This window comes from Rheinheimera sp. MM224 (genome assembly GCF_947090785.1).
Classification (GTDB): domain Bacteria; phylum Pseudomonadota; class Gammaproteobacteria; order Enterobacterales; family Alteromonadaceae; genus Pararheinheimera.
Window position 1 is genome coordinate 3,486,152 of record NZ_OX352320.1, and the last position, 21,403, is coordinate 3,507,554.

General features: G+C 46.8%; 20 protein-coding genes and 4 tRNA genes. 9 read left to right on the plus strand and 15 right to left on the minus strand.

Annotated elements, in window-relative coordinates:
- Positions 1–1,740 carry an IlvD/Edd family dehydratase gene (locus tag OM978_RS16465; protein ID WP_264343353.1) on the minus strand — a complete coding sequence of 580 codons (1,740 nt, stop codon included), beginning with the start codon at positions 1,738–1,740 and terminating at the stop codon, positions 1–3.
- A 241-nt stretch (positions 1,741–1,981) separates the two neighbouring features.
- Here OM978_RS16465 and OM978_RS16470 point away from each other — a divergent pair, with 241 nt between their 5' ends.
- Together OM978_RS16470 and araD1 are read left to right on the plus strand one after the other, a co-directional pair.
- The gene (locus OM978_RS16470; protein WP_264343355.1) at positions 1,982–2,935 is read left to right on the plus strand and encodes a glycoside hydrolase family 43 protein; all 954 of its coding nucleotides are present in this window, start codon (positions 1,982–1,984) and stop codon (positions 2,933–2,935) included.
- Positions 2,936–3,031: 96 nt separating this feature from the next.
- Entirely contained in the window at positions 3,032–4,027 is a 996-nt protein-coding gene (araD1, locus tag OM978_RS16475; protein ID WP_264343356.1) for an AraD1 family protein, read from the plus strand.
- 41 nt (positions 4,028–4,068) lie between these two features.
- Here the strand turns inward: araD1 and OM978_RS16480 are convergent, their stop codons facing one another.
- Positions 4,069–4,800, minus strand: a complete 732-nt coding sequence (locus OM978_RS16480) for a FadR/GntR family transcriptional regulator (protein ID WP_264343357.1) — start codon at positions 4,798–4,800, stop codon at positions 4,069–4,071.
- Positions 4,801–5,140: 340 nt separating this feature from the next.
- On the opposite strand from OM978_RS16480, the gene OM978_RS16485 reads away from it, so the two are divergent.
- From OM978_RS16485 to OM978_RS16495, 3 genes are all read left to right on the plus strand, one after another.
- On the plus strand, positions 5,141–6,394 hold the full coding sequence (locus tag OM978_RS16485) for an HD-GYP domain-containing protein (RefSeq protein ID WP_264343358.1): 1,254 nt from the start codon (positions 5,141–5,143) through the stop codon (positions 6,392–6,394).
- Positions 6,395–6,627: 233 nt separating this feature from the next.
- The gene (locus OM978_RS16490) at positions 6,628–7,803 is read left to right on the plus strand and encodes a GGDEF domain-containing protein (protein WP_264343360.1); all 1,176 of its coding nucleotides are present in this window, start codon (positions 6,628–6,630) and stop codon (positions 7,801–7,803) included.
- Between the two features lie 96 nt (positions 7,804–7,899).
- Positions 7,900–8,952, plus strand: coding sequence for a glycoside hydrolase family 16 protein (locus OM978_RS16495; protein WP_264343361.1), 1,053 nt, complete (start codon positions 7,900–7,902; stop codon positions 8,950–8,952).
- Here the strand turns inward: OM978_RS16495 and OM978_RS16500 are convergent.
- Positions 8,925–10,106, minus strand: coding sequence for a serine hydrolase domain-containing protein (locus OM978_RS16500; protein ID WP_264343362.1), 1,182 nt, complete (start codon positions 10,104–10,106; stop codon positions 8,925–8,927). The two genes, OM978_RS16495 and OM978_RS16500, sit on opposite strands and share 28 nt — an antisense overlap.
- 3 nt (positions 10,107–10,109) lie before the next feature.
- Positions 10,110–11,129, minus strand: a complete 1,020-nt coding sequence (locus OM978_RS16505; protein ID WP_264343363.1) for an oxidoreductase — start codon at positions 11,127–11,129, stop codon at positions 10,110–10,112.
- 213 nt (positions 11,130–11,342) lie between these two features.
- Between OM978_RS16505 and OM978_RS16510 the strand changes: the two genes are divergently transcribed.
- A complete protein-coding gene (locus tag OM978_RS16510; RefSeq protein ID WP_264343364.1) occupies positions 11,343–11,570 on the plus strand; it encodes a hypothetical protein in 228 nt (75 codons plus the stop codon).
- Positions 11,571–11,750: 180 nt separating this feature from the next.
- Here the strand turns inward: OM978_RS16510 and OM978_RS16515 are convergent.
- The 6 genes from OM978_RS16515 to dnaQ all read right to left on the minus strand — a co-directional run bounded on the left by OM978_RS16515 (position 11,751) and on the right by dnaQ (position 14,375).
- Positions 11,751–11,827 (minus strand) — tRNA-Asp (locus OM978_RS16515).
- 42 nt (positions 11,828–11,869) lie between these two features.
- A tRNA-Asp gene (locus tag OM978_RS16520) sits at positions 11,870–11,946 on the minus strand.
- Between the two features lie 28 nt (positions 11,947–11,974).
- A tRNA-Asp gene (locus OM978_RS16525) sits at positions 11,975–12,051 on the minus strand.
- Positions 12,052–12,070: 19 nt separating this feature from the next.
- Positions 12,071–12,147, minus strand: a tRNA-Asp gene (locus OM978_RS16530).
- Between the two features lie 108 nt (positions 12,148–12,255).
- Positions 12,256–13,683: a TIGR03503 family protein gene (locus tag OM978_RS16535; protein WP_264343365.1), complete on the minus strand. Its 1,428-nt coding sequence runs from the start codon at positions 13,681–13,683 to the stop codon at positions 12,256–12,258.
- Complete coding sequence (gene dnaQ, locus OM978_RS16540; RefSeq protein WP_264343366.1) at positions 13,671–14,375, minus strand: DNA polymerase III subunit epsilon; 705 nt, start codon at positions 14,373–14,375, stop codon at positions 13,671–13,673. The genes OM978_RS16535 and dnaQ overlap by 13 nt, the downstream gene beginning before the upstream one ends.
- A 65-nt stretch (positions 14,376–14,440) precedes the next feature.
- Between dnaQ and rnhA the strand changes: the two genes are divergently transcribed.
- Positions 14,441–14,911 carry a ribonuclease HI gene (gene rnhA / locus OM978_RS16545; RefSeq protein WP_233011066.1) on the plus strand — a complete coding sequence of 157 codons (471 nt, stop codon included), beginning with the start codon at positions 14,441–14,443 and terminating at the stop codon, positions 14,909–14,911.
- Positions 14,912–14,926: 15 nt separating this feature from the next.
- On the opposite strand, the gene OM978_RS16550 is transcribed toward rnhA, so the two are convergent.
- From OM978_RS16550 to OM978_RS16560, 3 genes are all read right to left on the minus strand, one after another.
- Positions 14,927–15,673 carry a sulfite exporter TauE/SafE family protein gene (locus tag OM978_RS16550; RefSeq protein WP_264343367.1) on the minus strand — a complete coding sequence of 249 codons (747 nt, stop codon included), beginning with the start codon at positions 15,671–15,673 and terminating at the stop codon, positions 14,927–14,929.
- 136 nt (positions 15,674–15,809) lie between these two features.
- Positions 15,810–16,364 (minus strand): glutathione peroxidase, encoded by a 555-nt coding sequence (locus OM978_RS16555; RefSeq protein ID WP_264343368.1) that lies wholly within the window; start codon positions 16,362–16,364, stop codon positions 15,810–15,812.
- A gap of 165 nt (positions 16,365–16,529) precedes the next feature.
- Positions 16,530–16,883 carry a DUF2750 domain-containing protein gene (locus OM978_RS16560; protein WP_127025572.1) on the minus strand — a complete coding sequence of 118 codons (354 nt, stop codon included), beginning with the start codon at positions 16,881–16,883 and terminating at the stop codon, positions 16,530–16,532.
- 163 nt (positions 16,884–17,046) lie between these two features.
- Here OM978_RS16560 and ettA point away from each other — a divergent pair, with 163 nt between their 5' ends.
- Positions 17,047–18,708 (plus strand): energy-dependent translational throttle protein EttA, encoded by a 1,662-nt coding sequence (ettA, locus tag OM978_RS16565; protein WP_264343370.1) that lies wholly within the window; start codon positions 17,047–17,049, stop codon positions 18,706–18,708.
- Positions 18,709–18,761: 53 nt separating this feature from the next.
- Here ettA and glnB read toward each other — a convergent pair whose 3' ends face one another.
- Together glnB and OM978_RS16575 are read right to left on the minus strand one after the other, a co-directional pair.
- The gene (glnB, locus tag OM978_RS16570) at positions 18,762–19,100 is read right to left on the minus strand and encodes a nitrogen regulatory protein P-II (RefSeq protein ID WP_053425941.1); all 339 of its coding nucleotides are present in this window, start codon (positions 19,098–19,100) and stop codon (positions 18,762–18,764) included.
- Positions 19,101–19,107: 7 nt separating this feature from the next.
- A complete protein-coding gene (locus OM978_RS16575) occupies positions 19,108–20,721 on the minus strand; it encodes an NAD+ synthase (protein WP_264343372.1) in 1,614 nt (537 codons plus the stop codon).
- A 162-nt stretch (positions 20,722–20,883) separates the two neighbouring features.
- On the opposite strand from OM978_RS16575, the gene OM978_RS16580 reads away from it, so the two are divergent.
- Positions 20,884–21,402, plus strand: coding sequence for a GspH/FimT family pseudopilin (locus OM978_RS16580; protein WP_264343374.1), 519 nt, complete (start codon positions 20,884–20,886; stop codon positions 21,400–21,402).
- Position 21,403: the final 1 nt, after the last annotated feature.

Consider the following 21,403-nt stretch of genomic DNA (forward strand, 5'->3'; position numbering starts at 1 on the left):
CTAGTGCGAATGGGCCGGCACGTCAGCACCACGACAACCGACTAAAAAGTCGAAGTCGCAGCCTTCATCGGCCTGTAATACCCGTTCGCGATAAATTTCCATATAACCACCAGTGCGCATAATCACCTGCGTGGCTTTTAATTTCTCTAAACGTGCGGCGATTTCTTCGTCCGACACTTCCAGATGCAATACACCATTGTGTGCATCCAGCTGAATATAATCGCCTTCCTGCACTGCTGCTAAAGGCCCTAATTCCATTGCCTCAGGTGTTACATGCAACACCACAGTACCAAAAGCTGTGCCACTCATACGAGCATCTGAAATACGCACCATATCTTTAATGCCTTTTTGCAGCACCTTAGGCGGTAAACCCATATTGCCGACTTCGGCCATGCCAGGGTAGCCTTTTGGTCCACAGTTTTTCAGCACCATCACGCTGTTTTCATCTATATCCAGTTCCGGATCATTAATGCGGGCTTTGTACATATCAAAGTTTTCAAACACCACTGCTTTACCACGGTGTTTGAGTAAATGCGGGCTGGCGGCTGAGGGCTTGAGCACTGCACCACGAGGTGCTAAGTTGCCACGTAAAATACAAATGCCACCACTGGCCACCAATGGGTTGTCCATAGTGCGGATCACATCGTCGTTGTAACATGCAGAGTCTTTGACGTTTTCCCAAATACTTTTGCCATTGGCTGTTAACGCATCGTTATTTAGCATGCCGCTTTCACCTAAACGGCGCAGCACTGCAGGTAAACCACCTGAGTAATAAAACTCTTCCATCAGGTACTTACCGGACGGTTGCAGGTTCACCAGAGTCGGAACACCTTTGCCATGCGACCAGTCATCCAAAGATAAATCCACACCAATACGACCGGCTATGGCTTTTAAGTGGATCACCGCATTGGTGGAACCACCAATAGCAGCGTTAGTGCGAATGGCATTAATAAAGGCATCTTTAGTCAGGATTTTCGACAGTTTTAAATCTTCATGCACCATATCGACAATACGCATACCGGATAAATGCGCCAGCACATAACGGCGTGAATCCACAGCAGGAATAGCTGCATTGTGAGGCAAACTGGTGCCTAAAGATTCCGCCATACAGGCCATAGTAGAAGCAGTGCCCATGGTGTTGCAGGTACCGGCAGAACGCGACATGCTGGCCTCCATATCCATAAACTGCTCCAGCGTAATACGGCCAGCCTTGTATTCTTCATGCGCCTGCCAGACCAGGGTGCCTGAGCCGACATCTTTTCCATGGTGTTTACCGTTTAACATAGGACCACCTGTGACTACTATGGTCGGTAAGTCACAACTGGCAGCGCCCATTAGTAAAGCAGGTGTGGTTTTATCACAGCCGACCAGCAGCACCACACCATCTATAGGGTTACCACGAATAGCTTCTTCAGTGTCCATAGCGGCTAAGTTGCGCGTTAACATGGCGGTTGGACGTAAATTCGATTCACCGTTGGAGAACACCGGAAACTCAACCGGAATACCACCAGCTTCACGGATACCATTTTTCACCCGTTCAGCGATTTGACGAAAATGTGCATTACAAGGCGTCAGTTCAGACCAGGTATTACAAACCCCAATCACTGGCTTGCCCTGAAAGTGATGATCAGGAATACCCTGATTCTTCATCCAGCTACGATACATAAAACCGTTTTTGTCGTTAGTACCAAACCAGCTGGCAGAACGAAGCTGCACTTTTTTCTTTTCGTCTTGGGCCATAGTTGAATCCTGAAGCAAACTAATTTAATAATATTGTATTACTAATACATCAAGCTGAAGCCGAAGTTCAAGCAGTTCGTAAAAAATTTTCACCAAAGCAGTGCAGATTTATTCGCTCCACATTGATTTGATTGATCTTTTTTTCTTGCTCCTGAAACGTGCAAATTTTGCACATCCGGCTCAAATTGGTTAGATTAGTAATACTATAAGATAATTATTATTAAATCACGACAGGGGTATTATGAAAAACGTTCAGATTTTTACCATGTTACTGTTGGCCGGATTACACAATCTGGTGAGCTTCAGCCTGTGGGCTGCTAATCCAATTTTTACTGATGTACGCACTGCAGATCCTGCAGCTTTAGTGGTCGGTGATACCGTCTATTTGTACACAGGCCATGATGAAGCCAAAGACAATAAAACTTTTTTTGTCATGAATGACTGGCTGGTGTTTTCATCCAAAGACATGAAAAACTGGCAGGCCCATGGCGCTAAACTCAAGGCCAAAGATTTCAGCTGGGCCAAGGGCGATGCCTGGGCTTCTCAGGTGATTGAAAAAGGTGGCAAGTTTTATTGGTATGTCACAGTGCGTCACGCCAGTATCAATGGTTTTGCTATTGGTGTTGCTGTAGGTGATACGCCGCTTGGGCCTTTTAAAGATGCCCGCGGCACTGCGCTTATTACCAACGATATGACAACCGACATCAAAATCGATTGGGATGATATAGACCCGTCGGTCTTTATCGATGACGACGGTCAGGCCTATTTGTTTTGGGGCAATACCAAACCCCGTTACGCCAAACTCAAAGCCAACATGACAGAGCTGGATGGCCCTATTCAGAATTTGGATCTGCCCAATTTTACCGAGGCCATTTGGCTGCATAAAAAAGCCGATTTGTATTACCTGTCGTATGCTTCGGGTTTTCCGGAAAAAATTGTTTATGCCACCAGTAAAAAAATCACTGGCCCTTGGGTCTATCAGGACATCCTAAACGAAGTAGCGGGCAACTCTCCTACCAACCATCAGGCCATTATTGAATTTAAAGGCAAAGATTATTTTATTTACCACACAGGAGCGGCTCAGCCTGATGGTGGTGAATTCCGCCGTTCTGTGGCAATAGATCGGTTGTACTACAACAAAGATGGCACTTTGAAAAGGGTCATTATGACCAGTGAAGGGTTAAGCAAAGAGTAAACCCGTCCGCGATTTTATGGTTCTGCTTGACAACAGAAAGTAGAAAACAGATATTAATCTTATTGTAGTACAAATAAAAATTAACGAGGATGTGCGATGCGTTTAATTCAATTTGTTACACCAGAGCAGCAACGCGCTGTGGCTCTGGTGTTATCCAGCACAGAGGTTCAGCTTTTAACTGGTGTCCAGACTGTCTATCAGTTGGCAAATCAGGCGTTGTCTGCAAATAAACCATTGCAACAACTGGTAAAAGAACTGGTCAGTGAACAGCGATTAGATTATCAGGCCATTCTGGCGGAAGGACGTTTATTGGCGCCTTTTGATCATCCGGATCAAGCGCATTTGCTGGTGACAGGCACAGGCCTGACCCACTTAGGTAGCGCTGATACCCGTGCCACTATGCATGCCCAAACCAGCGGCAAAGCCGTAGCTGAACTGACTGATACGATGAAAATGTTTAAGTTGGGTCTGGATGGCGGCAAACCTGCAGCAGGTGAAACCGGCGTGCAGCCTGAATGGTTTTATAAAGGAGATGGCAGCATAGTGGTATCCCCCGGTGCACAGTTGTTATCTCCTTCTTTTGCTTTAGATGGTGGCGAAGAACCTGAAATTGTTGGGGTTTATATCAATGACGCTGAAGGTCAGCCCTGGCGTATTGGTTTTGCTTTAGGCAATGAATTCTCCGATCACAAAACCGAACGGCTGAATTATTTATACCTGGCACATTCCAAATTACGGCCTTGTGCAGTAGGTCCGGAATTGCTGCTTGGCGATTTACCTACTCATATTGAAGGCACCTCACGTATTTACCGCGACGGTAAACTACTGTGGCAAAAAGCTTTTGTCAGCGGCGAAGACAATATGTCGCACAGCATCAGTAATCTGGAGCATCACCACTTTAAATACTCATTGTTTTGCCGCCCAGGTGATGCGCATCTGCATTACTTTGGAACTGCAACCTTAAGTGTGGGTGATGGTATTGAAACTCAGACCGGTGATGTATTTGAAATTGAAGCACCGGCATTTGGTTTGGCGCTGCGTAATACCTTAGCTGTGGATACCAAACAGCCTTTGAAAGTGAAGATGCTTTAAAACGTTAGGCAGGCAGAGTCTCAGACCCTGCCTGTCATTACCTATTCCGGCTGTTTGGCCAGATTTTTCAGCGCGTATTCTAAGTTTTCTTTCGATTTAGCCAACAGCTGAAACATCTCTATTTTAGCTTTAGCCGCATCACCTGCCGCTATCGCCTGATACACAGCTTTGTGGCCCGGCAACGAATCGACATACTCTTCAGCAATAGCACTGCTTAAACGGAATAAACCCATTAACGCCGTTTGTATTGTCATACCCAACGAAATCATAAATTCATTATTGGTGGCATCTAATACCGCCATATGAAATTCTAGATCGCTTGAAAACACCGCATCTGTGCCAATTTCAGCTTTTTCCATCGCATCGTAAGCAGCGCCTAATACTCTGGACTGTTCTTCGCTGCGGTTTTTCGCGGCCAGTTCAGCAGCAGCTGGTTCAAAAATTTCGCGAATTTCAAACAAGGAGATAAAAAACTGCGGTGATGGTTTGGATTCAAAGCACCAGCTTAAAATTTCGCTGTCGAACATATTCCAATGCTTGCGGGGCCGAATTCGGGTGCCCAGTTTAGGCCTGGATTCGAGTAAACCTTTGGAGGTAAGAATTTTAAAGGCTTCACGCAGCGCAGTGCGGGATACCCCCAGTTCTTCACCTATAGTGGTTTCGTTGGGAATATATTCACCTGGTGAATATATGCCACTGACAATACGGGTACCCAATTCTTCCGCAACCCAGCCATGAATACTTTGAGGCCGGCTTTTTAACTGATTTGCCATGCAGATCCCCTAAACATCGACCTGCAATTCAGGTCAAAAACGAATTCTTACTACAATAGGATATATGTTAACCGATTTATCGTGTTAAAGCCTAACAGCTGTCTGATTTCATTAGTTTTTCATAATAATGAAAAAAAATCATAGGCATTGCCCGATTAAATAGCAATACAGATGCCATAGCAAAGGAGCTGCCCGCTCCCTATAATTTATTTCTTGCACGCGCATAAGCGACAAATGAAATTGATAAAAACTGTAATTCAATATTGCATTTATACTGGTTATTCTTTATAAGTCGTTCCGTTTTGCCATAGGGTAAAATTCAGCAGAGGTTGTTGTTCAATTGCCAGTAAAAATAGCGCCAAAAGATATCAAGCTCGGCTACGCCATTAAGTTGCCTGTAGGCTGGATGAAACATCCCTTTCTGACCAATAAACTGGTAGTAGAATCAGTGCAACAGATCCGAATTATTCAGTCACTCGAACTGGATTATGTCTATTTTTATCCGGAGCGCAGCTCAGTTATTCTTGATACTTCAACTGACACAACTGAGTGCTCTGTTACACAAGATTTGGAAGATGTGCAGCTGCGTACTCAAATGCAGCTGGATAAAGAGCAGCGTATAGAGCAAGCCAAAGCGCACAGACGAGAGCTGCAAAAAACCGAAAAAGCTTTTGCCCAGTCTATGGCGCAAGTCCGCAATCTGATGACCAAAGTTCAGGGCCGTCCACTTAACGCCATTGAAGATGCAACCCAACTGATCAGCAATCTGGCCGACACCATTCTGAGTGAAGATGCACTGGTGTTGCACCTAATTTCTCAGGCGGGCAAAGAGCAGGAGTCGATGTACTTTCACGTACTGAACGTATCCATTTTGGGAATGATGCTGGCAAAAAACTTAAAATACAGCGCAGACGAAGTGAAATGGGTCGGTTTAGGTGCCATGTTTCACGATATAGGTAAGTTGAAAATCCCGAGCCAGATCCTTCGAAAAACCACGGCATTAACAACGCCCGAGCAAAACTTTATCAAACTTCATCCAAAACTTGGATTGGAGCTGCTGGGTTTGACCCAACAATTCCCCACTGAAGCCAAAGCTATAGTAGAGCAACATCACGAGTACCTGGACGGTACTGGTTATCCTGCTGGTTTAAAAGCGGATGCTATTAACAAGCTGGCACGAATTGTCGCTGTAGTGAACGAATTTGATAACCTGTGCCATCCGACAGATATGACACAGGCCCGCTCGCCTCATCATGCCTTATCAGTGATGTTTAAAACGATGAAAGGCAAACTTGGCGATCTGGAAATGAAAGTCATGATTAAGATGATGGGAATTTATCCGCCAGGTACCGTGGTAATGCTATCGGATAAAAGAGTGGGCATAGTGATGGCGGTCAATTCCGAAGCCATGCTCTACCCGGAAGTACTGATTTATGATGCCGATGTACCGCGACTTGAAGCAGCCATCGTCACTTTAGAAGCCAATAAACTTTCGATTGAAAAAGTGATCAAACCCAAAGCCTTACCGCCTGAAGTCTTTGCCTATTTAAACCCAAGGGCCCAGGTCAGTTATTTTGTACAACAAAAAAACTGAGTCAGGTCAAATGCTTCTGGATATTGGCTAAAATTGTGGCATTTTTTGCTACGTGAATATCCTGTTTAGCTTTATAATGTCCGACCAGTTGTGAAGCTTTGTTTTACTTCTGTATACAAATCAATGATCAGCTGTCAGGATGTAGTACGCTGAATTTTTAAACTGCCTTTCGCAGACGACTTAAAGCGCTCAATAAAGTGGTTTTATTGCCCGCCGGACAGAACTAAAAATTTATGAATAGTCATCCTGGATCAGAACTTCTGATCTCTTTTATCTTGTTGTTAGCTTTGGTCGCAGGGATCGCCTGGGGTTTTATGGCAAGACCATTGCGTATAGCGCCTAAAGCCAGTATTCGCTTTTTTTTCGCCAATATGTCGTTAAGCCTCGGTATCTACTTACTGACTTTACGCACAGCAAGCGCTAGTTTACTCAGCAGCTTTTTGGCTGATATCGCCATATTGTCCAGCTTTATGCTGATGGGCTGGGGTATTCAACACTTATTTAAACTGCATTCAAGCCTAAAACGCGATGGCCTGCTGCTTCTGCTCACCAGTCTGTTGATGCTGGCAGTTCATTTACAACAGCTGGATCCTGTCTTTTTGGCCGTCATTTTTTCAGTCACTGCCACTGTGTTTTTATACGTCGCCAGCCAAAACAACTTTCAAGCCATACAAAAAGATTTTGGTTTTGCTGCCGCTTGTCTGATGTCAGCCCCGCTTTTTATTGTGGCCGCTGTCTTTTTCGTCCGGAGCCTAATCTTGCTCTGGCCAGGAACTGATGCCGACCGCTTTGTGACCACAGTCACAGCTGAAGCTATCCCCTTTTTATGGTGCTGTATCGTTCTGACGCTGACTGTTAATATTGTGATGATCGGGGGCGCTTTAGCCCGCCTGGTTGCCAAAATCCGTCAGTTTGCTGAGCGGGATCAACTCACAGGTTTATGGAATAGAAGAGCGGTATTAAAAAAGCTGCAGGAAATGCATGAGCAATGGCAAAAACAGCAACAAAGTTACAGCCTGATTTTGCTGGATTTAGACCACTTTAAACTGATTAATGACAGCTTAGGTCATGATGCAGGAGACGCAGCACTGCGCCGCTGTGCCACAACTTTGTCTGCTGTTGTGCGCACTCAGGACTTAGTCAGTCGTTATGGTGGCGAAGAGTTTTTATTATTATTCCCGGGCGTTGCCGCAACAGAGCTTCCTCTCATCGCCGAAAAAATCCGGGCGACTCTTGCTGGCTGCCAGTTGATTTGGCAAAACCAGCCAATAGAGCTCAGCGCCAGTCTGGGCTACATCACTGTGTACACTGGTGCAAAGGCAGAGCATCTGCTGACATTAGCAGACCATGCGATGTACAAAGCGAAAGCAGAAGGCCGTAATAAAGCCTGCTCTGCCGTGATCAGTTAACCCGCTCCAATTCAATTACACAACTGCGAGACTACTTGTCAGCCCGTCAGATTCTGCTATAGATGAAAGCACTTTCAGATAGACAAGGTTGGACGGATGCACCACAAGCTCTCTTATTATGTTGTAAGCCCAGTCGCTGCTTTGCTGTTGGGCGGCTGCGGTACCAGCGACTCAGCGAAAGTAACTTCGACAATTGAAAAGCCACAATGGCAATTAGTCTGGCAAGATGAGTTCTCCGGCCATCAGCTCGATTTAACTAAATGGAGCTTTGAAGTGAACTGCGCCGGGGGCGGTAATAACGAGCGCCAGTGTTATACCAACAGAGTTGAAAACGCCACAGTCAAAGACGGTGTACTCAGCATCACCGCGCTTAAAGAAAACTTCTCTGGCCCAGCAGCTCAGGACGATACAGCCCACTACGATCCAAAGGTGACCACTCAAGGTGAATTTACTTCAGCACGCCTTCGCAGCAAAGGGAAAGGGGACTGGACCTATGGTCGCTTTGAAATCAAAGCGAAATTACCATCAGGACAAGGTAGCTGGCCTGCCATTTGGATGTTACCTACAGAGTGGCGTTATGGTGGCTGGGCTTCTTCCGGTGAAATTGACATTATGGAAGCAGTGAATCTTGGTACTGTCACTGATGATACAACGGCTCCGGGTCAAAGCGAGCAAAGGGTTCATGGCACTTTGCATTATGGCAGGCGGCCTCCGGGCAATCTCTATTCAGGCTCCAGCTATAAAGCCAGCCACTTTAAGCCCACGGAACAATTTCATGTTTACGCGCTGGAATGGGAAGAAGGAGAAATTCGCTGGTATGTCGATCACGTACACTACGCCACTCAAACCCAACAAGGCTGGTATAGTCAGTCTTTATCTAAGGACGGCGTCTGGCAGCAAGCTGCTGGTGCAGCACCTTTTGATCAGCCTTTTCATTTACTACTGAATCTGGCTGTAGGCGGCAACTGGCCGGAAAACGTCAACGAAAAAGGCGTGGATCTGACCATCTGGCCACAACAGATGCAGGTCGATTATGTTCGGGTTTACCAATGCTCAGCTGACACATCAGATGGTAAAGGCTGCGGCACGAAAAGCACTGCGGCAAAACTGGTTCCTGGCTATCAGCCGCCGGTTTTACCCGCAGGCTGAGCTTGGGTACTTAAAATTAACTGCTGAATAATACGATCGGCCTGGGCTTTATAGACAGGCCATTGCAGGTAATTACCTTGTGTCAGCACCAGCACCATATCCAGAGTTGGAAATACTGCAATGTACTGACCACCATCGCCTTCAGCTGTGTAATAAGCGACTCCATCCTGCTGTCGTAGCCAGAAATAGTAGCCGTAATCGCCAGCAGGGCTAGTTGCCTGGCGGCTGGTCATGTGTTGCACCCAGCCAGAGGGCAGCAATTGCTCTCCTTGCCACTGGCCTTGCTGCAAATACAAAACTCCTAACTTGAGCATATCGCGGGGTCGAAGCCATAAACGAGCCGAGCCTTCAGGTACGCCATCCGGCTGAATGTCCCAGCGATACTGGCTAAATCCTAATTTATCAAACAGTTGCCGTTTAGCCCAAGGCTGCAACGGCTGCTTTAGCTCACGCTGTATCAGGTGTAACACCAGATTGGGTAAAGCACTGTTATAAGCCCAGCTTTTGCCTGGCCCGGTATTCGACTGTTGCAGCAGGTAATCGACAAAATTTCGCTGCTGCCACAGTTTTACCAAATCATCGCCTGTCCATTCATCCCAGACAAAACCAGCCTGCATCGACAATAACTGATGCAGGCTAATACCGGCTTTGAGCGGGTCAGCTTTGATCATGGGATGCTTGGGTAATAGCTGCGCCAACGTACTGTCGACAGTCAAACCTGTTTGCTTTAAGGCGATTCCCGTTAAGGTGGCTGTCACAGCTTTTGTCACTGAAGCAACATAATGGGGTTGATCAATAGACCAGACAAAATCCTGCTGACCTTTGACCAACTTTATCCCTTGTTCAAAGTTGATAAAGTCGTTATTGCCCTTTTGATAGTGCTCAACTACCAAAGCACCGGATTTATACAACAGTAGGCTATGTACCTGCTGATAACCAGGCTTGGCTTTATTCTGAATTTGCAGCAGAAGTTGCTGCAACACCAGCTCATTCAGCCCTTGCTCTACTGGCTTTTTCTGCACTAAAAAAGCATCGGACGCGGCACTCACGTGGAGCTTAGTCTGTTGTGCCTGCTGGCTCTGTGCCAGCACAGGAAAAAAAACACAAAACAACAGAGCACCATAGAACAGCTGTTTGCCTGCAGCAGAGAACATAGCTCAGAACTCCACTGTGCAGCCACGCTGCTGACTATGCAGCGCCAGTTCTATCAACCGAATGCCTTGCAAAGCTTCGGTTGCAGAAACAGGGCTGGTTTTGCCATGCTGCAAAGCGGCCACCAGTTGCTGATAAAACAGCTGATAATTGCCGGCTAAAGTTGGATAAGTTTTTTGTCCATCGGCATTAGCCACTACCCCATACATGGTTTGCGGCTCCAATCCCCACTGTGCACCAACAGGTTTTTGACCTGCTCTTAATGCATCTTCCTGTGGATCCAAGCCTGTTTTATGGTAACAACCTAAATCACCCTGCAGAATAAAACGAGTGGTTGGCAGCGCACAAAAAGGGCTGGAATGCAGCACGACTTCTTTGTCGGCGTAGTGCAACATCAAATGAAAATAGTCCACAGCGTCACTGCCCTGACGTAAAGCGCGACAGCGTGCCGTTAATGCTGCTGGGGCACCAAATAAGGCGATGGCCTGATCAATCAGATGTGGCCCCAGGTCATATAAAATCCCGGTCCCCTCTCCTTGCAATTCACGCCAGCGTGGCCTTGGTACAGGCCGGAAACGGTCAAAGTGCGATTCAAAATAACGGATAGATCCCAGTTCAGCCGACTGTAGCAACTGCTGTAGCGTCAGAAAGTCGCCGTCAAACCGCCTGTTATGGTAAACAAAAAGCTGGCGTTGTTTTTGGTCAGCCAGCTCAAACAGCTCCCGCCCCTCCGCCTCCGTCAACACAAAAGGTTTTTCCACCAACACATGTTTTCCGGCCAGCAAAGCTTGTTTTGCCAGCGGGTAATGACTGTCATTAGGTGAGGTGATGACTACAAGCTCTGCATCCGATAAACGGATAAGCTCATCAGCATTTTGGTAATGCTTTATATCCGGATAATCCAGCCGCAATTCGGGCTGGCTACTGCTGATCGCCACCAGCTCAAGCTCTGGTTGTAGCAAAATAAAAGGCAAATGAAAGGTTTTGGCAGACAAGCCATAGCCAATAACGGCAGTTTTGATCATAGAGGCTCCGGCATAAGTAGAGGCATGATGATGCATTCTAATACGGTAAACGCAGCTAAAGGACAAAAAGGTCAGAAAAAGCAGAAGTTTATAGAGGACCGTAAGCAATAGACTGAACTGCTGCCGGCAGATGACCGAATTTTAAGAGTACAAAATTGCCCGGAGCAATTTTGAACAACGCGTAGCGTTGGCCCGACAGGGTGAGCGCCATGGATGGCTGCGAATAAAAAAACCAGCTCAAGGCTGGTTGATCTTATTACTGGTCTTTACACCAGTAAAATGGCGGAGCGGACGGGACTCGAACCCGCGACCCCCGGCGTGACAGGCCGGCCATTCTTTAACAGAGAGCAACCGACGGAACTGCTGTCGTCAGACAGCTTTGTGAATTTGAAATATAAAAAAACCAGCTCAAGGCTGGTTGTTTTGTTTACTGAGCAATAAACCCAGTAAAATGGCGGAGCGGACGGGACTCGAACCCGCGCCCCCCGGCGTGACAGGCCGGCCATGCTTTAACAGAGAGCAACCGACTGAACTGCTGTCGCCAGACAGCCTTTTAAATTTCAAATAAAAAAACCAGCTCAAGGCTGGTTCATTTTTTACTGAATTTAGAACCCAGTAAAATGGCGGAGCGGACGGGACTCGAACCCGCGACCCCCGGCGTGACAGGCCGGTATTCTAACCGACTGAACTACCGCTCCGCGCTGGAGTGAGCTTGCGCTCTAATGGCTTGTTTGCTGAATTGGCGGAGCGGACGGGACTCGAACCCGCGACCCCCGGCGTGACAGGCCGGTATTCTAACCGACTGAACTACCGCTCCGGAATCAGACAAACTATAAATGCTTAAGTGGCGGAGCGGACGGGACTCGAACCCGCGACCCCCGGCGTGACAGGCCGGTATTCTAACCGACTGAACTACCGCTCCGAAGAAGCATTTATTAAATTGGCGGAGCGGACGGGACTCGAACCCGCGACCCCCGGCGTGACAGGCCGGTATTCTAACCGACTGAACTACCGCTCCGCGCCAATACACCGCAGCATTTTCAATTGGGTATGCTGCGTTGCGGCGGGAATAATACGGATTCACCGGAGGGCCGTCAACGACTTTTTTGCCGCTTTTGTTTATTCCTTAATCATCCGGCAAAGAAAGTTCCATAATGTCGTTTTTCCTGGCGTTTTTTTGTGCCGCGCTGCTCATTTTTGCTTCAGAAGCTCCCGGCATCGCCAGGCTATCTAAATCCATCGAGTTATTCTTTTTCGAGAACAAGGTCTTAAATGAACGATCCGTGGCAACCATCCAGATAGCAAAACCACCACCACCCAGAATGATTATATTGCTCAGGATCACTAATACCCAGGGAAAGGATTTCTCTTCTTCCACTACAGGCTCAATAGCTGGTAAAGCTGCTGCAGTTTTCGCAAGCTGCGCCGCTTCTGTGGATGCAGCACCTTCTTCAGTGACGGCAGGAGCAACAGGCACAGGTTCAACAACTTCAGCGACAAAAGAAGTCATAGGCAATGTGATCACCACATCACGCCCATTGACAGTTTGAGCAAACAAGGTGCTCTCTACTTTATAGGTGCCGCTGGCGTAATTAACAATTTTCAGCTTTTTATCCACTTCGGCACTTTCGCCCAAAGTAAAACTTTGCACTTCATTGTTAGGGAAACGGACTTTCCCCTGCAAGGCAACAGACTGAGGGTTAATCATTGGATCTGTCACTTTAAAGGTCAGCCAATGCAGGTCTTCAGCTTTTGTTGCCTGTGCAACCTCATAGCTGATTGGGCTTTTATGTAAAATCACTGGCTCCTGTGTCACTTCTCGAGTGTACAAAGGTGTCTTTACAACAAATTTAGGTTGCCACAACCCTGGCTTCATCTCTAACTTAAATTCGCCGGTGAAAATACCATCCCGTGGCCGTTCATCAAAGTTACGGCCATCATCAGTCAAAGTCGTCAGTTCAATAACACCGGCACCAAAGTTCTCGTACTCTGCATCATTGCTACTGATAAAAAGTACATCCAGACGTAATAAATCACGGAAGTCCTTGGCAACTATGGGCTTACCGCCATTGGTCAGTGTCGCTGTGACTTTAATGGTTTCGCCTGTCATTAAATGATCAGGCAATGGATCCACTTTCAGTTCGATATCCGTCAGCACCATAATTTTGCTTTCTGGCAAAATTTGCCCTAATGCTTGCCATGGACCCGGAGTAGGTTTTTTAATTTTAATCAAATCATAAGTTTGATCGTCATACCAGTCGACGTCCTGTTTGCTGGCATTCACCACATTGATTTTGCTGCCATCAGGCCTGACCAAAATAATGGAAGGCGAGCCCCTTTTACGGAAAAACACCATGGTAATTTCCTCCACTTCGTAATCGATGCGGAATCTGTTATCAAAGAGCGGGATCTGGTTTTTGGCAGCTAAGTCCGGTAACAGACTTAAGCCTGTTGGATCGTCAACAGCTTGTTTCGCTTCTGTTGTTGTAGTGGCATCCTGCGCCCAAAGCTGCAGGCTAAAACAGAGCATCAACAGATAAATTAATTTCGCCACAAGCAACTCCCTCCTTTTTTCTGCACCAGATCCAGACGTTGCTCGTGAGACTGCAATTCCGCTTCAGAGGCAAACACCACAGGTAAACGACTGGTTCGTTTGAGTTGCCCTACCACTACATTTTGTTGCGCTGCGGCTTGTTCATCATTGGCTAAATTTAAGCTCACCTGACCCCCTGTCATCGCCAGATAAACATCAGCCAGAATTTCAGCATCCAACAAGGCGCCGTGTAAGGTACGGTGGCTGTTGTTGATGTCGTAACGACGGCACAGGGCATCGAGGTTATTTTTCTGCCCAGGATGCGCTTCCCGTGCCATTTTTAACGTATCCAGCACACCACATATATCGGTTACAGGAGCAAGTGCCGGGCGTAGCAGATTAAACTCGTGATTAATAAAGCCGACGTCAAACGCCGCGTTATGGATCACCAGTTCAGCGCCAGCTATGTACTGGCAAAACTGCTGTGCTATTTCGGCAAAACGTTGTTTACCAATTAAAAACTCATTGGTAATACCGTGAACCGCTATAGCTTCCTGATCAATCAGCCGGTCGGGCTGCAAATAGACATGGAAGTTATTGCCAGTCAGGCGGCGGTTAATCAGCTCCACGCAACCAATTTCAATGATGCGGTGGCCTTCTTGCGGGCTTAAACCTGTGGTTTCGGTGTCGAGTACTATCTGTCTTTTCAGCATTCTGATTCGTGTTCTTAGCGCTTTTACGTTAGATTATACGCCGATTTCAGTTGTGGGAAGCATCGATGCGTAAAACAGTAGCAATCTATACAGACGGGTCTTGTCTTGGAAACCCGGGACCTGGTGGTTACGGCGTAGTTTTACGCTATCAACAGCATCAAAAAGAAATGTCTGGTGGCTACAAGCAAACCACCAATAACCGCATGGAATTGCTGGCTGCTATTGTCGGTCTGGAAAGTTTAACTCAACCTTGTGATGTGGATTTAACCACAGACAGCCAATATGTTCGTTTGGGTATTACGCAGTGGCTGGCCAACTGGAAAAAAAACAACTGGAAAACCAGTCAGAAAGAACCTGTAAAAAACCAGGATTTATGGCGCCGTTTAGATGCAGCCTGTCAGGGGCATAAAGTAAATTGGCATTGGGTAAAAGGGCATGCCGGGCATCCTGAAAACGAGCGTTGTGATGAATTAGCGCGGGTTGCTGCAACCCATCAGGCGACAGAAGTGGATGAGGGTTTTCAGCCATCCGCCTGAACTATGAACACACTATCAGCGGACTATTGGCCAGAGCAGCGAAACTGCTGTACCAACCAACAGTGCGGAAAAGGTTTTCCGCACCCATAACTGGGGAATGTAAGCGGACAAGATAATGCCGAGCAGGCTACCACAAGCACCTATCAAGCCTAACCAACCAATCAGCTCCAGCGGTAAAGTTTCGCCCTGGGCAGACATCAACCAATAATGGCTGATAAAACCCGTGCTGCTTTGCAGGAAAATAAGCGCCAGACTACAGGCTATAGCTCCAGACATTGGGATCACAGTAACAGCCAGCAACAACGGCACTATTAAGAAACCACCGCCAACACCAACCAAACCAGTTAACATACCTAAAGACATCGCCAGAGCAGCCAACAGCCAGGGAGACTGGATTTGCCACTGCCAAATGGTCTTGCGCCACATATTAGCCGCGCTGCCTAGCATCAAAACGGCTAGGATCAGCAGTTGCACAGAAGAGTGCAGCCATTGAGCTAAAGCAACACCCAGTAGAGTCCCAAAAAAAGCCGGAACCGCAAAACGTTTAAATAAAACAAAGTCGAGATGACGACGCCACAGATAAGGCAATAAAGCGATAAAGCTGATTTGAGCCACCACACCCAAAGACGAGACTATGGCCACTTTTTCTGGTAACTGCACTAAATGCACCAGCACAGGTACGGTCAGAATTGAGCCGCCTGAACCTAACAAACCCACACTTAAGCCGATAATTAAGGCTGAAATCAGTACCAGAGCCGACATAAAAAACCAGATCGTTTTAATAACTAAAAGAAATATTAAACTTCACTAAAGGAATAAGCAAGCAGGCTTCATACTGAACAAACAGAATAAAAAAAGGCCAGCATCAGCTGACCTTTGGTATGTAATAGCAACGGACTTAGTCAGCTTTTAATAAAGCTTCTACTTCTTTCAAAAAATCAGCATCATCTGGTGAGACTTTACTGCCAAAGTGTTTGACCTGCTGCTCATCTTTGCTAACCAAATACTTGTTGAAATTCCAGGACGGCTTTTCACCTGTTTTGGCGATTAAAGCTTTAAATACCGGGTTCACGTCATCACCACGCACAGCGCTGGTGGCAAACATGGGGAAAGTCACACCGTAGTTGATGTAACAGACTTCAGCCGTTTTTTCCGCGTCATCATGCTCCTGCATAAAATCATCTGACGGGAAACCTAATACTACTAAACCTTTATCCTGATATTTTTCGTATAACGCCTGCAGAGATTTAAACTGCGGCGTAAAACCACATTTACTGGCGGTATTCACAATCAGCAAGGTTTTACCTTTGTAGGTTTCACATAAATCCAGAGTTTCTTTTTTACGTAACTGCGGCAGTGAATGGCCCAAAATTTCGCCACAGCTATTGGCAAAGGCGACGCCGCTCGCGCTGAGCAACAGTGCTGCAGTCAGCATTTTCTTCATTGTTTTCATTATTAGCTCCTGTGATTAAAGGATATGAACTGATACGGACCAAGTCAGATGCTGGATCTGAGCTATAACAACAGACCGTCCATCAGAGGCTGTTATTTCACGCCGATATAAAATTCATGCAGATACAAAAAAGGCGACTTGCGTCGCCTGTTTCATTTGAAAATTTTATTGCACTAAAGCCAAAGCTTCTAAAATTTCACGCGGCTCAACTTCAGGGCCATTTAAAGATTCATCCCAGTTGGTGCCAATCAGTACGCCGTCGTCGTACATTTCTTGTAACCAGCCTTCACAGAATACATCCAGTGGAATAGCTTCAGGTTTGTAATCTGACCATTCTTCAGAACAGTGCACTAAAGCCGCTTCCTGACTAGACCAGAATGGCATCACGTCTGTATCTTCAAAATCAACAGACTCGACCACCAGCAAATCTTCGCCGTTTGCTAAAGTCCAAACCACGCCATGAGTTTTGGCTTCAGCAATAAAATTTTGAAACACCGGATCATGTGAATATTCGCCCATGGCAACCACCTTTAATATGAACTGTTAGTTTAATTGGCACTATTAGACCAGAAAACCAGATTAAAGACGAATTAAAATCCCCTTTACTGTCTGGTGCTGTTCCCCTGTTTTTTAAAAATAACGTACAATTGCCGCATTCTAAACAACAAGATGAGTGACTCTTATGGCTCAGTATATTTACAGCATGTACCGCATGTCGAAAGTAGTGCCACCAAAACGCACTATTTTAAAAGACATTTCGCTGTCGTTTTTCCCAGGTGCAAAAATTGGTGTTTTGGGTTTAAACGGTTCAGGTAAATCCAGCTTGCTGCGCATTATGGCTGGCGTGGACACAGAGTTTGACGGTGAAGCCCGTCCTTTAGCTGGGATCAATATTGGTTATCTGCCACAGGAACCTCAGCTTGATCCGGAAAAAACTGTGCGTGAAGTGGTTGAAGAAGCAGTTTCCGATGTGAAAAACGCGTTAACCCGCTTGGATCAGGTCTATGCTGCTTATGCTGAAGAAAATGCAGACTTCGACGCTTTAGCCCGTGAACAAGGTGAGCTGGAAGCTATTATTCAGGCTAAAGAAGGTCATAACCTCGACAATATTCTTGACCGTGCTGCCGATGCTTTGCGTCTGCCAGCCTGGGATGCGGTGATTAAAAATTTATCAGGTGGTGAACGCCGGCGTGTTGCGATTTGTCGTTTGCTGTTAGAAAAACCAGACATGTTGCTGCTGGACGAACCGACTAACCACTTAGACGCTGAATCTGTGGCCTGGTTAGAACGTTTCCTGCACGATTACACAGGCACAGTTGTGGCTATTACCCACGACCGTTATTTCCTCGATAACGTGGCAGGCTGGATTTTAGAGCTGGACCGCGGTGAAGGTATTCCATGGGAAGGTAACTACTCGTCCTGGTTAGAGCAAAAAGATGCCCGTCTTGAGCAGGAAGAACGTAGCGAAAACGCGCGTCAGCGTTCTATCAAACAGGAATTGGAATGGGTTCGTACCAATCCAAAAGGCCGTCATGCCAAGAGCAAAGCCCGTATGGCCCGTTTTGAAGAACTGCAAAGCCAGGACTTCCAGAAACGTAACGAAACCAACGAGCTGTTTATTCCGCCAGGACCACGTTTAGGCGACAAAGTGCTGGAAGTGAAAAACCTGCGTAAAACCTTTGGCGATCGTGTCTTGATTGACGATTTAAGCTTCAGCATTCCAAAAGGTGCCATTGTAGGTATTATCGGCCCGAACGGTGCTGGTAAATCGACACTGTTTAAAATGATCACCGGCATGGAACAGGCTGATGGCGGCACTATTGAAGTCGGCGATACAGTTCAAATCGCCAGCGTTGATCAGTTCCGTGACAGCATGAATCCTAAAAACACTGTGTGGCAGGAAATCTCCAACGGTCAGGATATTCTGCAAATTGGTAACTTCCAGATTCCAAGCCGTGCTTATGTCGGTCGCTTTAACTTTAAAGGCAACGATCAACAGAAGTTTATCGGTGAATTGTCCGGTGGTGAGCGTAACCGTGTGCATTTAGCTGCGCTGTTAAAAGCTGGCGGCAACATGCTGTTACTCGATGAACCAACTAACGACCTGGACGTTGAGACATTACGTGCACTGGAAAACGCCATCCTCGACTTCCCTGGCTGCGCCATGGTGATCTCGCACGACCGTTGGTTCCTTGACCGTATTGCCACTCATATTCTGGATTACCGCGACGAAGGCAAAGTGAACTTCTTCGAAGGTAACTATTCAGACTACGAGACCTGGATGAAGGCCACCTACGGCTCAGATGCAATGCAACCGCACCGCATTAAATACAAAAAGATCTAACGAAAAAGGGGGCAAAGCCAATGGCTTTACCCCCTTTTTATTAACGCCTGGTTTTATACTGCGTCTTCGTTTTCTTCGCCTGTGCGGATACGGATCACTCGTTCCACATCAAACACAAAAATTTTGCCATCACCAATGCGGCCTGTTTGAGCTGTTTTGATAATCACATCAATACAACGTTCCACCTGTTCATCCGGCAGTACCAATTCAATTTTTACCTTAGGCAAAAAGTCGACCATATACTCTGCACCACGGTACAGTTCGGTATGACCTTTCTGACGGCCAAAGCCTTTGACCTCAGTCACTGTCATGCCGGTGATATTAATTTCGGCCAGAGCTTCCCGTACGTCGTCTAATTTAAAAGGCTTAATAATAGCTTCAACTTTTTTCATGACTTCCTCAGCGCTGTTTCCGCATCCACGATGTGATGGGGTATCTTCTGTCTTTACCAAAGTTGCGGCTGGTCACTTTTGGACCCACGGCCGACTGGCGTCTTTTGTATTCGTTGATATCAATCAGGTTTAAAACCCTGCGAACTGTGGCTTCATCATAGCCCATAGCCACTATGGCGGGCAGTGACAGGTCCTGTTCGACATAAGCTTCAATCATTGCATCTAAATCATCATAAGGCGGCAGATTGTCCTGATCGGTTTGATCCGGCGCCAGCTCAGCAGATGGTGGTCTGTCTATAACCCGTTGTGGGATCACAGGCGAAATGCTGTTGCGATACTCTGCTAAACGATACACCAGGGTTTTTGGCACATCTTTAATGACGGCAAAACCACCACACATATCCCCATACAAAGTGCAGTAGCCTACAGCGTTTTCACTTTTATTGCCTGTAGTGAGTAGCATACGGCCAGTTTTATTCGACATCGCCATCAACAACACACCCCGAATACGGGCTTGCAGGTTCTCTTCTGTGGTGTCTTTAGCACGGCCTTTAAACAACGGTGTTAACTGCTGCATAAAGCTGTTGTACATAGGCTCAATAGACACCGAATCAAACTCAACGCCCATCACGTCTGCCTGAGCTTTGGCATCTTCCACACTCATAGAGGAGGTATAAGCAAAAGGCAGCATCAGAGCTTGAACTTTGTCAGCGCCTATCGCATCTGCTGCTATCGCCAGCGTTAAGGCTGAATCGATACCTCCGGATAAACCCAGCACTGCGCCAGGGAAACCGTTGTGCTGAATATAATCACGGGTGGCCATCACTAAAGCAGCATAAACTTCAGCTTCGACCGATAAGCGTGGTGCAAGCTCTACATGACCATAATGCTGACCACGGGTCGCTAAATTGACCGTTGCAAGTTCGCTCTCGCAGGCTTTACCACGAAACAGCAGTTGAGCTTCCGGACTGACCACTAAGGACTGGCCATCAAACACCAGCTCGTCCTGACCTATCACCTGATTGACATAAACAAAACCTAAATGCAGGTGTTTGGCCAGGGTTTGTAATAAGTCTTCGCGCTGCTGGGCTTTACCTATTTCATAAGGGGAAGCGTTCAGCACCAAAGCCCAGTCTGCACCTTGTTCTTTGGCCAAAGCGGCAGGAGCACCTTGCCAGACATCTTCGCAAATCAGTACAGAAAAACGTTGGCCCTTCAGCTCGAAACAACAGGCTTCAGTGCCTTCAGTAAAATAACGTTTTTCATCAAAGACACCGTAATTGGGCAGCGCTTGTTTGTAATAACGCGCTATCACTTCACCTTTTTGAATCACAGAAGCTGCGTTATATAAGGCTTCGCCATCGCGCCATGGGTGACCCACAACCAGTGTATTTGGCAGCTTAGCCGCACAAATCTGCTGCAGACTTTGCTCGACCAGCAACTGAAAGTCGCCGCGCAGCAATAAATCTTCTGGCGGGTAGCCTGTTAAGGTTAGCTCAGGAAATAACAACAAATCGCTTTGACTGCCTGTGGCAATCTCCAGCACTTTGGCGGTGTTTTGCGCCACAGCAGCCACAATAAAGGGCTGCTGCACCAGGGTAATAGAGACAGCAGAGGACATCTGAACCTGCACTAAAGGATGAAAAAACTGCCGCTATGGTAGCGATTTTTGCCGCCGGACTCAATCGAGCATCTTCATAAGCACGATCCCACGGCAATTTTAGATATTTAACATAAATGCAACTAAACTTAGTCAGACAAATCCATAGGGATGTTTTCGCATATGAATGCACATCGCCTCCCCAGAACATCTGCTGCCTTTAGCCTGATCGAGGTTTTATTAGTACTGGCTATTATCGCCATAGTATCGGCTGTGGGTATGCCAAATCTGCGGGAACTTTGGCAGCGTTTGCAGGCTGAATATTTTATGCGACAACTCAGCCAACATTTAGCCTATGCCAGAGTACATGCGATAGCTCAGCAACATCCGGTGCAGATTTGCCCACGTCATGGCGTAGTCTGCAGTTCAGACTGGAATTCTGCTCCCATTCAATTGCATCAAAAAGCGTTAAAAAACTGGCAGGATCTATTGCTGCGGGAACTTAAGCATCCAGTCCACAGCCATCAACTGTTTTATAGCAGGCCGTCACTGCAATTTCGCAGTGACGGCAGTCTGGATTTATTAGAGTCCGGTACCTTTGTCTATTGCAGCAAAGAGCCATATCACTGGCATTTCAGATTAACGGTTAGCCAAGCCGGACGAAGCCGTTTATGGCAAGAAAATACGTCATGCCCTTATTAGT

What these genes read in the sequence shown, in the direction of transcription:
- glnB (WP_053425941.1), bottom strand. Translation starts at nt 19,100, where the DNA reads ATGAAAAAAGTTGAAGCTATTATTAAGCCTTTTAAATTAGACGACGTA.
- OM978_RS16555 (WP_264343368.1), bottom strand. Translation starts at nt 16,364, where the DNA reads ATGAAAACAATGAAGAAAATGCTGACTGCAGCACTGTTGCTCAGCGCG.
- OM978_RS16575 (WP_264343372.1), bottom strand. Translation starts at nt 20,721, where the DNA reads ATGTCCTCTGCTGTCTCTATTACCCTGGTGCAGCAGCCCTTTATTGTG.
- OM978_RS16505 (WP_264343363.1), bottom strand. Translation starts at nt 11,129, where the DNA reads ATGATCAAAACTGCCGTTATTGGCTATGGCTTGTCTGCCAAAACCTTT.
- OM978_RS16465 (WP_264343353.1), bottom strand. Translation starts at nt 1,740, where the DNA reads ATGGCCCAAGACGAAAAGAAAAAAGTGCAGCTTCGTTCTGCCAGCTGG.
- OM978_RS16510 (WP_264343364.1), top strand. Translation starts at nt 11,343, where the DNA reads ATGGCTGCGAATAAAAAAACCAGCTCAAGGCTGGTTGATCTTATTACT.
- OM978_RS16500 (WP_264343362.1), bottom strand. Translation starts at nt 10,106, where the DNA reads ATGTTCTCTGCTGCAGGCAAACAGCTGTTCTATGGTGCTCTGTTGTTT.
- araD1 (WP_264343356.1), top strand. Translation starts at nt 3,032, where the DNA reads ATGCGTTTAATTCAATTTGTTACACCAGAGCAGCAACGCGCTGTGGCT.
- rnhA (WP_233011066.1), top strand. Translation starts at nt 14,441, where the DNA reads ATGCGTAAAACAGTAGCAATCTATACAGACGGGTCTTGTCTTGGAAAC.
- OM978_RS16495 (WP_264343361.1), top strand. Translation starts at nt 7,900, where the DNA reads ATGCACCACAAGCTCTCTTATTATGTTGTAAGCCCAGTCGCTGCTTTG.
- ettA (WP_264343370.1), top strand. Translation starts at nt 17,047, where the DNA reads ATGGCTCAGTATATTTACAGCATGTACCGCATGTCGAAAGTAGTGCCA.
- dnaQ (WP_264343366.1), bottom strand. Translation starts at nt 14,375, where the DNA reads ATGCTGAAAAGACAGATAGTACTCGACACCGAAACCACAGGTTTAAGC.
- OM978_RS16560 (WP_127025572.1), bottom strand. Translation starts at nt 16,883, where the DNA reads ATGGGCGAATATTCACATGATCCGGTGTTTCAAAATTTTATTGCTGAA.
- OM978_RS16580 (WP_264343374.1), top strand. Translation starts at nt 20,884, where the DNA reads ATGAATGCACATCGCCTCCCCAGAACATCTGCTGCCTTTAGCCTGATC.
- OM978_RS16490 (WP_264343360.1), top strand. Translation starts at nt 6,628, where the DNA reads ATGAATAGTCATCCTGGATCAGAACTTCTGATCTCTTTTATCTTGTTG.
- OM978_RS16480 (WP_264343357.1), bottom strand. Translation starts at nt 4,800, where the DNA reads ATGGCAAATCAGTTAAAAAGCCGGCCTCAAAGTATTCATGGCTGGGTT.
- OM978_RS16550 (WP_264343367.1), bottom strand. Translation starts at nt 15,673, where the DNA reads ATGTCGGCTCTGGTACTGATTTCAGCCTTAATTATCGGCTTAAGTGTG.
- OM978_RS16470 (WP_264343355.1), top strand. Translation starts at nt 1,982, where the DNA reads ATGAAAAACGTTCAGATTTTTACCATGTTACTGTTGGCCGGATTACAC.